13 protein-coding genes are annotated in these 13,981 nt (G+C 56.7%); 4 read left to right on the forward strand and 9 right to left on the reverse strand.

The genetic code is table 11. From position 1 onward, the window contains the following. Positions 1-107: 107 nt before the first annotated feature. From V8J88_RS16495 to ccoN, 9 genes are all read right to left on the reverse strand, one after another. Positions 108-899: a sulfite exporter TauE/SafE family protein gene (locus V8J88_RS16495; protein ID WP_338845303.1), complete on the reverse strand. Its 792-nt coding sequence runs from the start codon at positions 897-899 to the stop codon at positions 108-110. 7 nt (positions 900-906) lie between these two features. Next, on the reverse strand, positions 907-2,322 hold the full coding sequence (hemN, locus tag V8J88_RS16500; protein WP_338845305.1) for an oxygen-independent coproporphyrinogen III oxidase: 1,416 nt from the start codon (positions 2,320-2,322) through the stop codon (positions 907-909). A gap of 14 nt (positions 2,323-2,336) precedes the next feature. After that, positions 2,337-2,606 carry a hypothetical protein gene (locus V8J88_RS16505; protein WP_338845306.1) on the reverse strand — a complete coding sequence of 90 codons (270 nt, stop codon included), beginning with the start codon at positions 2,604-2,606 and terminating at the stop codon, positions 2,337-2,339. A gap of 114 nt (positions 2,607-2,720) precedes the next feature. Then, positions 2,721-3,260 carry a FixH family protein gene (locus tag V8J88_RS16510; protein ID WP_338845308.1) on the reverse strand — a complete coding sequence of 180 codons (540 nt, stop codon included), beginning with the start codon at positions 3,258-3,260 and terminating at the stop codon, positions 2,721-2,723. Between the two features lie 11 nt (positions 3,261-3,271). Then, the gene (gene ccoG / locus V8J88_RS16515) at positions 3,272-4,750 is read right to left on the reverse strand and encodes a cytochrome c oxidase accessory protein CcoG (RefSeq protein WP_338845309.1); all 1,479 of its coding nucleotides are present in this window, start codon (positions 4,748-4,750) and stop codon (positions 3,272-3,274) included. Positions 4,751-4,802: 52 nt separating this feature from the next. Then, the gene (gene ccoP, locus V8J88_RS16520) at positions 4,803-5,783 is read right to left on the reverse strand and encodes a cytochrome-c oxidase, cbb3-type subunit III (RefSeq protein WP_338845310.1); all 981 of its coding nucleotides are present in this window, start codon (positions 5,781-5,783) and stop codon (positions 4,803-4,805) included. Then, complete coding sequence (locus tag V8J88_RS16525; protein ID WP_338845311.1) at positions 5,776-5,970, reverse strand: cbb3-type cytochrome c oxidase subunit 3; 195 nt, start codon at positions 5,968-5,970, stop codon at positions 5,776-5,778. The genes ccoP and V8J88_RS16525 overlap by 8 nt, the downstream gene beginning before the upstream one ends. 15 nt (positions 5,971-5,985) lie before the next feature. After that, a complete protein-coding gene (gene ccoO, locus V8J88_RS16530) occupies positions 5,986-6,603 on the reverse strand; it encodes a cytochrome-c oxidase, cbb3-type subunit II (protein WP_338845313.1) in 618 nt (205 codons plus the stop codon). A gap of 19 nt (positions 6,604-6,622) precedes the next feature. Next, positions 6,623-8,068 (reverse strand): cytochrome-c oxidase, cbb3-type subunit I, encoded by a 1,446-nt coding sequence (ccoN, locus tag V8J88_RS16535; RefSeq protein ID WP_338845314.1) that lies wholly within the window; start codon positions 8,066-8,068, stop codon positions 6,623-6,625. 607 nt (positions 8,069-8,675) lie between these two features. Between ccoN and V8J88_RS16540 the strand changes: the two genes are divergently transcribed. The 4 genes from V8J88_RS16540 to V8J88_RS16555 are packed head-to-tail and all read left to right on the forward strand — an operon-like array spanning position 8,676 to position 13,629. Beyond that, positions 8,676-10,961, forward strand: a complete 2,286-nt coding sequence (locus tag V8J88_RS16540) for a DUF4157 domain-containing protein (protein ID WP_338845315.1) — start codon at positions 8,676-8,678, stop codon at positions 10,959-10,961. A 10-nt stretch (positions 10,962-10,971) separates the two neighbouring features. Next, complete coding sequence (locus V8J88_RS16545) at positions 10,972-12,333, forward strand: FAD-dependent oxidoreductase (protein ID WP_338845317.1); 1,362 nt, start codon at positions 10,972-10,974, stop codon at positions 12,331-12,333. Positions 12,334-12,340: 7 nt separating this feature from the next. Continuing rightward, positions 12,341-12,610 carry a hypothetical protein gene (locus V8J88_RS16550; protein ID WP_338845318.1) on the forward strand — a complete coding sequence of 90 codons (270 nt, stop codon included), beginning with the start codon at positions 12,341-12,343 and terminating at the stop codon, positions 12,608-12,610. Further along, positions 12,610-13,629: a hypothetical protein gene (locus V8J88_RS16555; protein ID WP_338845319.1), complete on the forward strand. Its 1,020-nt coding sequence runs from the start codon at positions 12,610-12,612 to the stop codon at positions 13,627-13,629. Before V8J88_RS16550 ends, V8J88_RS16555 begins: the two co-directional genes overlap by 1 nt. The last annotated feature ends 352 nt before the right edge of the window (positions 13,630-13,981 follow it).

A 13,981-nucleotide genomic window follows, 5' to 3' on the forward strand; every position in this document is an offset into this window, starting at 1 on the left:
CTGATTTTCTCATCAAGCTTATTTCCTCTGGATGTGCTGAACAGAGCGCATGCTTAGCCTGCGCTGAATAACCATGCGCAAATACTAACATGACGAAAGGAAATCGCTTAATTCACACACATCCAGGCCGGCATATCCTGCATATCCGCATGCAACAAGCCATAGCCGCCCAAGGCCAGCAAGGCCAGCGTTAACAGCCAGCGTGCGGCGGGATGGCGCAAGGCCATCAAACCCGGCAGGACTAAAAGATGCGGCAGGCTGCACAGGCCAAACACCAGCAGCAACACGGCGCCGGCCAGGGGCGAGGCGGACAGCAAGGCCAGCGGCAGCACCAAATACAACAGGCCGCAAGGCAGACAGCCCCAGGCCAGCCCCAATAAAAATGGATGGCGCCGGCCCTGGCTGAAGAGTTGACTGGCGCGCGCCGGCACAGCGGCAAGGCGCGCGCCGCTGACAAGGCGCTGCAGCAGCGCCGCGCCGGCTTGCAAAGGCAATTCCAGCAAGGCCGCCAGACGCGGCGTATGCGGCTGCAGCAAGCCGGGCAACAGACGCCAGGCGAACAGCAAGAGCCACAGATTGGACAGTAAAAACCAAAAGCGGGCAAAAGCATGGTCGGGCTGCAAAATCAAACTGCCGGCGCCAAGCAAACCGGCGACTCCGCCCGCCGCCATATACAGACTCAAACGCCCGGCGTGCAACTTGATTTGCCAAAGCAGGCCGGCAGCGGGCGCTGCCGCCGACTGCAGCCACAACACGCGCGCCTGTGCGCCGCCGCCCGGGATGTCAGCCGGCGCCTGTTTTTGCAATAAACGCAGCACCGGGCTGCACATGCCGGCGCAGTGCAGCCCGCCGGCCAGGCCGGCAGCGGCAGCCGCCAACAGCAAAGACAGATTCAACATGCGCGCCTCAAATCAGGCGGGAATAAGTAGCCTGGGTGGCCTGGTGTAAAAAGGCGTCGAATTCCATCGCCACAGCACGCACGAACATGCGTCCGCGCGCAGTGATGCGCAAACCCTGCGCATCGAGCTGGATCAAGTCCATATCCTGATAGCTTTGCAAGCGCGCCAACTCGGGCGCGAAGTAAGCGCTGAAATCAATTTGCCAGGCTTGGCCGAAGGCGGCGAAATCGAGCGGCCGCGCGCACATGATGTGCTGAATCACCGTGCGCCGCAGTTTTTCATCGCGACTGAAGTGAAAGCCCTTCTCCACCGGCAGCACGCCGGCGTCGAGCATGGCGTAATACTGCGGCAATTCGCGTTGCGCCTGCACATAGGCGTCGCCGATCAAACCGATGCTGGATGCGCCCAGGGCCAGCAAATCGCATTCGGCGGAGGTGGTGTAGCCCTGGAAATTACGGTGCAGGCGATGGTCGCGCAGGGCCTGACTCAGGCTGTCATCAGGCCGCGCAAAATGATCCAGGCCGATATACACATAGCCGGCTTCGGTCAAGCGGCGTAAGGATAATAAAAAGATTTGCAAACGCTCTTCCGCCGACGGCAGATCCGCTTCCAGAATGCGGCGTTGCGGCTTGAAGCGTTGCGGCAGGTGCGCGTAGTTGTAGAGCGCGATGCGGTCTGGCATCAATTCCAGCACCTGCGAAATGGTGGCGTCAAAACTGCCCAGGTTTTGCTTGGGCAAGCCGTAAATCAAATCGACATTGATCGAGGAAAAACCATTTTCGCGCGCCGCCTGCATGGCTTCCTGCACCATCGCATACGGTTGAATCCGGTGCACCGCCTGTTGTACGGCGGCATCAAAATCCTGCACCCCAAAACTGGTGCGGTTAAAACCCAAGGCGGCCAGCTGGGCCATGCTGTTGTGGCTGACGGTGCGCGGGTCGATTTCAATGCCCAGTTCTGCGCCATCCTCAAAAACAAAGCCGGCGCGCAGGATGTCCATCAACTGCGTCAATTCAGCATTGTTGAGGAAGGTTGGCGTGCCGCCGCCAAAATGCAATTGGCGCAAGCTTTGGCCAGCCGGCATATGCTGGCTGGCCAATTGCAATTCACGTTGCAGATAGCGGATATATTCCCCGCCCTGCCCCTTGTTTTTGGTGATGACTTTGTTGCAGGCGCAGTAATAGCACAGCGAGGCGCAGAACGGGATGTGCACGTAGAGTGAAAGCGGAGCCGCCTGCCCGGCTTCGAGCAATGCCGCGCGGCGTTTCAACGCCTGATGGTAGTCAAGTGCGCCAAAACTGGCCTGGAAACGATCTGCGCTGGGATAGGAGGTATAACGCGGGCCGGACTTGTTGAAGCGTCGGATCAGTTCTTCATCAATAATCAATTGCGCAGCATCCTCTGCCGCAAGCCTTGCATTCATACCTTCTCCGCCGCTCAAGCCGGGCGGGTGCGCCCGGTCAACATCAGTAATACCGTAATGCTGCTGGCTACTGTTCCCAAAAACCAGAACACCAGGAAGCCCAGCGTATAAAAGCCGAGACTGCTCAGATGAATGTGATGGTCCATCAAGATCAGCTCTTCCGGATCGACCATGCTGAATATCACGCCGGACGATACGCAAGCCATCAAGAACGCTGGCCACAACACCACCATCAAAACCCGGGCAAAGGGTACGCTCGGTTCCGCCACTTCCAATCTGTTCATGCTCGCCTCCTTGTTCACGCTGGCCGGGGTGGCTGGCGTGGTTATCCCTGTTTATTTCAGGGTTATTGTCAAGAGCGAATTTGTATCTTATTTTTACCGGTTTGCCAAGCCGTTTTATTTCGCAGCTTGCAATTTCACCTCCGGATCGCGGCTTGGCTGCCACTGTCCGGTGAGACGCCAGTCGTCATGTTGCAATTTGACGCGCCAGACGTGTTTGCTCTGCCACAGTTGCAAAGGAAGCGCGGCGCGGTACACGCCGATTTCCGCTTGCCGCAGCGGCAGTTTGAATTGCTGCTCAATCTGATGGCCTTCCAGCCCCACAGACAGCAGTAATTCCATTTTAGGCGGCGCCTTGACGCCGCCTTCCAATTTCAGCAGGACATCTTTATCGCTCATTGTCAGCAGCGCCCGCATATTGTACAAAGCGGCTTTTTCATCGCGTTTGAGGTCTTCATCCACGCGCAAACCCCGTTTGTAATAATCGCTTGCGATCAGCTTATCGTCGCTTTGATACGCCAGCACAGCGGTGTAAATCGAGGCGCACACCACCAAAAGCGGCCCGCCCAGCACCAGCGCCATCCAGGGTTCGCGGTACCAGCGCTGGCGCGCTGGCGGCGCCGCCAGCGCCGGATCGAGTTGATTGCTTTGTTGCATGCTGTGCTCCTTTAATTGCGCGGCGCCAGGAACACGGCCTTTTCGCGCACTTCCACACTCGCCGTCTCACGGTCGCGCACGATGAAGGTAATCCGGTTCGAGCCTTTTTGCGCCTGATCCGCCGGCACGCGCACGCGCACCGGAATGGATTGGGTGGTGGCCGGGCCTAATTCAAAAGTTGGATCGGAAACAATCGCGATCCCGCTCAAGCCTTCCACTGCGATTTCATAGCGGTGCGGCTTTTCTTCGGTGTTCATGATCTGCAAGCGGTACACATTGTCCACTGCGCCGGTGTCTGTCACGCGCGGCAGACCACGGTCGCGCAGCACGTCCACTTTCAAGGGCTGACGCACGGTCAGGCTGAACGCGGTCAAGAGGCAGATCAAGAGCAATGCGCCGGTATAGATCAGGGTGCGCGGACGCAGCAGATGGCGCCACATTTCGCCCCGCTCCTGCGCCGCCGGCATATTCTGATCCAGCGCGCGTTGCGTGGTGTAACGGATCAAGCCAGGTTCATACCCCATTTTATCCATCACCTGATCACAGGCGTCGATACAGGCGGCGCAACCGATGCATTCGTATTGCAAACCTTTGCGGATATCAATCCCGGTAGGACAGACCTGTACACAGATGCCGCAATCGACGCAAGAGCCCAGGCCGAGCTTGGCCGGATCATCTTTTTTATTGCGCGAACCACGCGGTTCGCCGCGTCTTTCGTCATATGTGATGGTGAGCGTGTCTTTGTCGAACATAGCGCTCTGAAACCGGGCGTAGGGACACATATACTTACACACCTGTTCACGCATCCAGCCGGCATTGCCGTAGGTGGCGAAGGCATAGAAGAAGACCCAGAACATTTCCCACGGCCCGAGTGAGAAAGTGGCGAATTCATGCGCCAGATGTTTGATCGGCGTGAAATACCCGACAAAGGTGAAGCCGGTCCACAAGGCCAGCGCAATCCACAGAAAATGCTTGGTGAATTTGCGGCTGAATTTTTGCAGCGACATGCCGGCCTGATCGAGTTTGATGCGGGCGCCACGATCGCCTTCAACCTTGCGCTCAATCCACATGAAAATTTCGGTGTACACGGTTTGCGGGCAGGCATAGCCGCAAAACAGGCGTCCGGCAATCGCGGTGAACAAGAATAGTGAGAGCGCGGAAACAACCAGCAAAATCGCCAGATAAATAAAATCCTGCGGCCAGAACACGATGCCGAAGATATAAAACTTACGCGACGCCAGATCAAACAGCACGGCTTGCCGCCCATTCCACTCCAGCCAGGCAGCGCCGTAAAACAGGGTTTGCGTAAAAATGATTAAAGCGATGCGCCAGCTGGCGAACCAGCCGTGCACCGCGCGCGGATAAATCTTTTTGCGGACTTCGTATAGAGCCTGTTCGACTTCACGCACCTCGCCAGGCGCAAGCTCCCCGGCCTGCGCCTGTGGCGCTTCGGTCGGGGCCGGAACCGGCTTGATGGGTATGACTTTCATGTGCGCTTTCCTGTCCGCAAGTGGGCCGGCGGCGGAGGCCGCCGGCTGTGGTTTATTTGCCGCCTGTCTTTGCATCCTTCAGATCCTGTGCAATCTTGCCGGCTTGCTCGGCGTCAATCGTGTTGGACAAGCCCCAGACATAGGCGGTCAGCAGATGAATCTTGGCTGGCGACAGGATTTCTTTGTGCGCCGGCATTTGATTGTCACGCCCTTTGGTGATGCTTTCCATGACGTTTTGCAAGCCGCCGCCGTGCAGCCAGACCTTATCGGTCAGATTCGGCGCGCCCATGGCCTGATTACCCTTGCCATCCGCGCCATGGCAGGCGGCGCAGGCGGCGAACTTGGGTTTGCCCAGCACCGCCTTGATCGGATCATGCGCCGCACCCGACAGCGAAAGCACATAATTGGCCACGTTTTGCACGTCAGCATCGCCGCCCAAGGCTGCCGCCATCGCCGGCATTTGACCATGCCGGCCTGCTGTGATGGTCTGCTTGATGGTTTCCGGCTTGCCGCCATACAACCAATCGGTATCCGCCAGATTCGGGAAACCCTTGCTGCCTTGCGCGTCAGAGCCGTGGCACTGGGCGCAGGAATTCAAGAACATCCGCTCGCCAATCGCACGCGCTTGCGGGTCTTTGGCTACGCTTGGCACATCCATCGCCATGTATTTATTGAAAATCGGCCCGAATTCTTTTTCCGCCGCCGCCATTTCAGCTTCGTACTGCGCCTTTGAAGACCAGTTGTAATAGCCGGCATAGCTGCCCAGGGCCGGATACAGAAAGAGATAGGCTGCGCCGAAAATCAAGGTCAGGTAGAACATGATGCTCCACCAGCGCGGCAAGGGGTTATTGCTCTCTTCCAGATCTTCGTCCCATACGTGACCGGTGGTGCCAGCCGGGAGCGGTTTGCCGTCCGGCCCCAGCTTGACCTTGACTGTCGATTGCGAACGCAGCAGCAATCCGCAACCGATAACGCCGGCGATCGAAATCACCGTGATCCACAGGCTCCAGCCTTGATTGAAAAAGTCAGCCATGATTATTTTCCATTTCCTTATTGCTCTTAGCCACGTCGCCGGCTTCAGTGCTGCCTTCATCCAGAGGCAAGCTGCCTAATTGCTCAAAGCGCGTACTGTTTTCCCGGCTGTACGCCCAGTACACGATGCCGCAAAAGACCAGCATGCTCAGTCCGGTAAAGAAAGCGCTCAACAGATTGAAGTCCATTGCATCCTCCGGGGATCAGTATTTGTTGCGAATCGCCGTGCCGAGCACTTGCAGATAAGCGATCAGGGCATCCTGTTCCGTCTTGCCGCGCAATTCATCCGGGCCTTTGGCGATTTGCTCATCGGTGTAAGGCACGCCCAGGGTCTTCATGGCGCGCAGCTTGACCGTCACATCTTCCGGATTGAGCTTGGTTTTCGCCAGCCAGGGATAGGACGGCATATTCGATTCCGGCACCACATCGCGCGGATTGTTCAAGTGAATCCGGTGCCATTCATCGCTGTAACGGCCCCCCACGCGCGCCAGATCCGGGCCGGTGCGCTTGCTGCCCCATTGGAAGGGATGGTCATACACCGATTCGCCCGGCACGGAATAGTGGCCATAGCGCTCAGTTTCCGCACGCAGCGGGCGCACCATCTGCGAATGGCAGCCGAAGCAGCCTTCACGCAGATAAATATCGCGCCCGGTGAGTTGCAAGGCGGTATAGGGCTTCACACCCGCCACCGGCTGAGTGGTGGATTTTTGGAAAAACAGGGGCACGATTTCCACCAGGCCGCCAAAGCTGATTGTCACCAGCGTCAGCACCAGCAGCAGGCCAATGTTTTTTTCCATCAATTCATGAGTGAACTTGCTCATTTCAGTTTTCTCCTCGCAATCAAGCGTGTGCGTGATGTTGTTGCGGCACCGGCGGAATCTTTGCATCCGCCGCAGTGGCGCCGGCCACGGTCTTGATCACGTTGTATGCCATTACCAATACCCCGCCCAGGAACAGCGCGCCGCCCATGGTGCGAATCACGTAATACGGGAAGGTCGCCTTCACCCCTTCGACGAAGGAATAAGTCAGGGCGCCGTCGGCATTGAATGCGCGCCACATCAAACCCTGCATCACGCCGGCGATCCACATCGCGGCGATATACAGCACGATGCCGATGGTCGCAGCCCAGAAATGGACTTCAATCAATTTCTTGCTGTACATCTCGGTCTTGCCGAACATGCGCGGAATCAGGTGATACAGGCAGCCGAAGGAAATCAAGGCCACCCAGCCCAGTGCGCCGGAGTGCACATGGCCAACCGTCCAATCGGTGTAGTGCGAGAGCGCATTCACCGTCTTGATCGACATCATCGGGCCTTCAAACGTGGCCATACCGTAGAACGACAGGGAGACAATCAGGAAACGCAAAATCGGATCGGTGCGCAGTTTGTGCCACACGCCGGAGAGCGTCATGATGCCGTTGATCATGCCGCCCCAGGACGGCGCCAGCAGAATCAGCGAGAACACCATGCCGATCGACTGCGCCCAATCCGGCAGCGCGGTGTAATGCAGATGGTGCGGGCCTGCCCACATATAGGTGAACACCAAAGCCCAGAAGTGCACGATGGACAAACGATAGGAATAAATCGGCTTGCCGACTTGCTTCGGCACAAAGTAATACATCATGCCCAGAAAGCCTGCAGTCAGGAAGAAGCCCACTGCATTATGGCCATACCACCATTGGATCATGGCGTCTTGCACGCCGGCATACATGGAATAGGATTTGAACAGGCCAACCGGAATCGCCATGCTGTTGACAATGTGCAGCACCGCCACGGTGGCGATAAAGCCGCCAAAGAACCAGTTGGCGACGTAGATGTGTTCGATTTTGCGCTTGGCCACAGTGCCGAAGAACAGCACAGCGTAAGCCACCCAGACCAGGGCGATCAGAATATCGATCGGCCATTCGAGTTCGGCATACTCTTTGCCGGAGGTGTAACCCAGCGGCAGGGTAATGGCGGCGGACACGATCACCAGTTGCCAGCCCCAGAACACAAAGGCGGCCAGGCCATCGGAAATCAGGCGCACATTACAGGTGCGTTGCACCACATACAGACTGGTGGCCATCAGCGAACAACCGCCGAAGGCGAAAATCACCGCATTGGTGTGCAAAGGCCGCAGGCGGCCATAGGTCAACCAGGGAATGTCGAAGTTCAAGGCCGGCCAAGCCAGTTGTGCCGCAATCAGGACACCGACCGCCATCCCGACCACGCCCCAGACTACCGCCATGATGGCGAACTGCCGCACCACCCGGTAGTTGTAAAAGTTTTCGCTGTTGGCTTCACTCATCGCTGTGCTCGATTATCAGTTTGGAATTCCATCGGCCCTTGCCATCTGTTGCGCAGATTTTGGAGGGGTTGAATTACCTCCAAGCAAGGGGACGCTACAGGCTACATTGTCGGCAAACAACAACAAAATTCCTATCGGCAAGACAGGTTGTCTAGAGCAAAACCTCGATAGTCCGAAAGAACTAGTACAACCCCGCCTTTTAAGCGATTGCGCCAAACCCGTTGTCAACTAGGGACGGGTGAATGATTGTTTCTTTTGAGCAACGCTTTCAGCCACCATCGATCTTGTCGCGCTTTTTGATGCATGCGCCACTTTTACCCGCCGGCATCAGAAAGTTGATGGTGCATTTTTATTATCAGTGCCGCGCTTTATTTTGCCGCATCTTGCGCCGCAGACCGGCCTGTTCCGGCGGGAGAAGTCTGGGGAATGTGTGGTTCCGGCAACAATGCGCGTAAAGCGTCCAGTCCTGCGTTGCAAGCTTGCAAAAAACGCAAGGCGGGCGCCGGCTTTTCCGTGTTTGCCCGCCGTGCTTGCGGTATGCTTGGCTGTCCCGATTCGCCACAACGCCAGCCCCGATCCATGCAGGTCTTGCCAGAGGAGTGAACGCATGCGCAGTGCCGCTCAACCAGCCCCCGCCCCCGCCCCGGCTGCGCCGCTGACAGTGCCGCGCAGCGGCAACCATGAAGCGGATGCTGATCACATGGCCAGCCTGGCGCTGCGCCAGCGCTCATCGGCGCCGCCATCCGCGCCCGGCGGCTCAGGCGGCGCGCATGCCATGGAATCAGGCGCGCGCGCTGCGATGGAGATGCGTTTTGGCCACAGCTTTGCCGATATCCGCATTCACACCGGCCCGTCAGCGCATGAGGCCGCTGTGGCGCAAGGCGCGCTGGCGTATGCGCATGGCAATGCGATCATCTTCGCCAATGGCAGTTATGCGCCCGGCACAGACCGTGGCCGCACATTGCTGGCGCATGAGCTGGCGCACACCTTGCAACAGCGCGGCCAAGCCCCCTGCGTGCAGCGCCAGCAAGCGCAGAACTCACAAGTGGTGGATGCCGCCTATCTGCTGTATCTCAATCCGCACGGCAACAATTTTCAGCGCAGCAGCGGGCGCTACGAACTGTCCAACCATGACATGCCGCACTTGCGGCGCGAACATGGCTTTTACTTTTTGATCGATGGCGCTGAAATCCGCTTGATCACCCCGCCGGAAGTACGGCGCGCTGCCCCGCGCGGCGCGCCCGGCGGCGGCGTGCTGTTGCCACTCACTCAGGCCGACTATGCCGCGCTGGCCAGCGCGCCTGACGCCACGGTTGCACGCATCATTCAAAGTCAGCTGGGTTTGCATTTTGCCCGGCTGACACACGCCAGCGGAGGCCGCCATGATTTTGCCCATCCGGCGCTGCCAGCCCCGATTACGCGCGCCTTGCAAAGCGGCGGCCATGCCGATGGGGCCGCCGCGCGCCGCCAGGCCGCCGCCGCCGTGCAGGAAGCGACGCTGTCGCAAAGCGGCGCCAATGCGGATTTGCCGATCCAGGAAATCGGCTGGTCAGACCGCATGTCGCAGCAGCAGATTTTGCAAAACACCTCCGCCGGCGCGCGCGCGGAATGGTATGTCAGCAAACTGGGACGCTATCAAGCGCAAATGTACGAAAGCGCACAGCGTCACCATATTCCGCTGCAATTACTGGCGGTGGTGATTCTGAATGAATTGGGCGATATCAATATCTTGGATGTGGCGCAATCCGGAGAGGAAGCACAATCGGGTTCGCTGGGCATCGCACAAATCCAGGTTGCCACTGCCGATGCGGAAAATCTGGTCGATGTCAGCACTGAACAGGCCGCCGCCGCTTACCGCGAACTGCGCGTGCGTCATCACCACAATCAGCTTTACCTCACACAGGAAGCCCGGCAACGCGCAATTCAGGCGGAATATGCGCGCAACTTGACGCCATACGAACTTGGCATAGGCCGGCGGCGCCGCATTGGCCGGCAATTGCAGGCGCCGCAAGTTGCGATAGAAGCGGCGGCGCGCGAAATCGCCTATCTTCTGGGGCGCATGGTGAATAATCAACATTCACCATGGCAGCGCCAATTCAATTTCCGCGCCGGCAGCATATCCGGCGAAGCGATTTACAACCACATCGGCGCACCGCGCAGCTCGCAGGAAGAGCGCGAAGGCATGCTGGCCATGCTGACCTCGGGCGCTTACAACTCGCCGCATGTGATCGACTCGCCGGCGCAGCAGGGTTTCCGCAATGCCCGCATACACGGCGGCAATGCGCGCCTGCATGCGATTCAGCTGTATCGCCTGGGACTGTTTCATACGCGTGGCGCGGCGGCGCAAGTCAATCGGCAGGCCAACCGCGCAACAAGGTCCAACCGCGCCGCGCAGGCGGCCAATGCGCCGGCGGCGCCGATCAGCGGCATGTATTTTGATGGCGCCCGTCTGACCCTGTTTGGCGGCGCGGGGCCGGCGTCGTTTGCCGCCGTTTCCGGCGTGCGGGCGCATAATCCGCATAACCGCGACCACCGCAATCACACCGGCCCCGACTCGCAAAACCTGCCCGATATCGGCCCGCTTCCGGAGGGCGAATACTATATCAACCCGCCGGAGGTCGAGAACAGCGGCTTTAACAGCACGGTATGGGGCCCTCTGCGCACCCGCATCCACGAATCGATTTCGACCGGCCTGACGCGCCGCTTCTACAGCCAGCGCAGCGGCGGTTTTTTCCTGCATGAAGATGTGCGGCAAGACGGCACCGCCGGCTGCATCGGTTTGCAACGGCGCGCCGACACACTGCAGGTGTTTGCCCGCTTGGCCGCCAGTCCGCTGCAAATCCCGCTGGAGGTCAGATATCCCCGCATCCACAGTCCGCAACACATTCGATAACCATGGCGCTATGAAGAAAAGACAAACTCTGCACATGCTGGCTTGCCTGCTGCTGGCCGGCAGCCATCCCGCTGCGGCCAAGCCCGCCCCGCGCAAAAAACGCATTCTGGTGCTCGGCGCCGGCCTGGCCGGGCTGGCCGCCGCACGCACATTACAGGCGCAGGGGCACGAGGTGCTGGTATTGGAGGCGCGCCAAAGAATCGGCGGGCGCATCTGGACCAGCAATAAATGGCCCGATTTGCCGCTGGATCTGGGCGCCAGCTGGATTCATGGCGTACAAGGCAATCCTTTAAGTGCGCTGGCCGATCAAATCCAGGCCAAACGGCTCGCCACCAGCTATCAGCGGGCCATCACTTACAACAGCGATGGCCGCGAATTAAACGAAAAAGATCAAGCGCTGCTGGAAGCATTGCGAGATCAGGTGTTTGCCTTGCTGGAGCAGGCGCAAGACCGGGACAACGATGTTTCCCTGCGGCGCGCGCTGGCGTCTTTGCAAAAAAAGTTCGCCCCGGATGCACTGGAAAACCGCTTCATCAATTTCATTCTCAACAGTGAAATCGAACAGGAATATGGCGGCAGCGCTGAGCAGCTGTCCACCGCCTGGTATGACAGCGCGCAGGAATTCGGCGGCGGCGATGTGCTGTTCGCACAGGGTTTTCAGCTGATTACGCAAATGCTGGCGCAAAATTTGCGGATTGAATTGGAACAGCAGGTGGAAGAAATCGCCTGGCGGCAAACGCCTATGCGCGTACGCACACAGCGCGGCGAATTTCACGCGGACCAAGTGCTGCTCACCTTCCCGCTCGGCGTGTTGCAGGCGCAGCCGCAACTGTTTTCCCCCGCCCTGCCGGAACCAAAACGCAAGGCGATCCAGCAACTTGGCATGGGCGTTCTCAACAAATGTTATCTGCGCTTTGCCGAGGCGTTCTGGCCGGACGATGTCGATTGGCTGGAATACATTCCCGCCGCCCATGGCGAATGGGTGGAATGGGTCAGCTTTTTGCGCGCCGCCAAACAGCCGGTTTTGCTGGGTTTCAACGCAGCCGCGCGCGGACGTGAAATCGAACAATGGACGGATCAGGCGATTGTGAATAGCGCGATGCAAAGCCTGCGCACGATTTTCGGCCCGCACATCCCGCAGCCGCTGGACTGGCAAATCACCCGCTGGGCCGCCGATCCATATGCGCGCGGCGCGTATTCTTACAATGCCCTGGGCAGCACGCCCGGCATGCGCAAAACACTGGCGGCGCCGCTTGAAAAACGTCTGTTTTTCGCCGGCGAAGCGAGCGAGCAGCAATACTTCGGCACCGCGCATGGCGCTTATTTATCCGGCTTGCGCGCAGCGCGCGAAATGCTTGGGCATGAAGGGTGAAGGTGTCATGGCAGGCATGCTGGAAGCGCATGCGTTTTGTGATTTGCCAGTTGCGACACTGGTATTTTACGAGGTCGAACGGGCAGCCCGTATGAGCGGCGCCTCTTATCGTTTATTACTGGCATTTCGCAAATGGGCGGAGAGTCGTCAAGCTGTGGAGTTGAATGTTGGCATTAGCAGCGGCTTGGCGTTGAGAAGAATGGATCGTTTTTTGAAGCGCCTATGGTTTAAAATTACCGGTGGAAACTACAGTTTGATGTTGAACGGAGGTGTGTGATGAAAGGGATATTGTTAATAACAGTATTTTTATGCTCATTCCAGGCTCAGGCGGCATCCTGGTTTGAGGAAATATTTGGAGAAAAAAAATTCTCTCAAAACACACTGCCGGTGATAGACATCCCTGGCGAGCAAGGACCTGTTACGGATAATTTCTTCGGGGCTTGGTTAGATAAAGATACATTAATCCTGAACAATATTGTTCCATCTGAAGGGGAAAAGCGGAAATGGAAGAAAAAAATTGTTATTTGGAATCAAAGTAAAAAAGAGATTCATACCTTAATGGATGATGCATATTTACATTGCGTCAATCAACTGACTGGACATGTAAAAATACAGTCCGGTTCGAGTATAAAACTGTATGAGATCAGTATTCCTGGCTTGGAGTTGAAAGAAGTTCCACAACCAGCTTGGGAAAAGAACCAGTGCATGGATTATTTTTTTGTTCCAAAGGATAAACGTGGTTATAGACTTGGCTATCATCGGGCTTACATAGAATATGGCGTTTTGGACGAATCTGGCACGCATCACGGAAATGCTTTTTGGGTGCATGAGAAATTTGGCAGGAATGAGATTGGCATGCCTGCCAAATATGTTCAACTTCCTATTTATGATAGATATGCGAATAAATATTGGTTGAATAGAACATCCCTTAGTATGTCTTCCGCAATCATTGAAAAATCAACGTATTATTTAATAGATGAAAATGGAGTGTTGGAGAAAATTAAACTGCCTGATTTCTATATGAACCATATTGGCGTGGTCTATGGGGCGGCTTTCACGCGCAAGGGGATTCTTCTTAATAGCGCAGGTGGCCGTGTAAACAGCAGCCATTTCAGCGGACTTTTCTTGCTAAATGGAGATCAATTAGTGCGTATATATGGAAAAGATGAAAATGTGGATGCGCTTACGGTCTCACCTGATGGTTGTGCTGCTGCATTTGTTGAATCAAATAGTTACTTGTTGGCCTCAAGGAAGGCAGTAAAGATTATTAATTTCTGTGAAAAGGATGCAAAATGATTACCAATGCAAGTTTTCTCCCCCTCAAAGATCTTGAGACAGTTATGATTGCAATGGATCAGATATATACTGATGTGAGGATTAGTTGTATTTTCCAGGAAATTTGAAATATTTAATGTGTTTTGAAACAGCCATGGGATACGCCACCTGATTTTTTGTTGAAAGAGTAATCAATCATCCAGGCATGGGTGGTAAATCATTCCATTACACACATCTCCACAGCGCTCCCTGAACGCGGCCAGAAATCCTTTACATTCAATGAGTTGCACGCCCGCATGTAAACTTGCCGGATTTCGCGTTTGCTCTCATCTTTTGCGTGGCGCACGTGAGCAGAAAGCCAGCAGCAAAGAGG

It is taken from the genome of Massilia sp. W12, from assembly GCF_037300705.1.
In the GTDB taxonomy this organism is placed as follows: Bacteria; Pseudomonadota; Gammaproteobacteria; order Burkholderiales; family Burkholderiaceae_D; genus JACPVY01.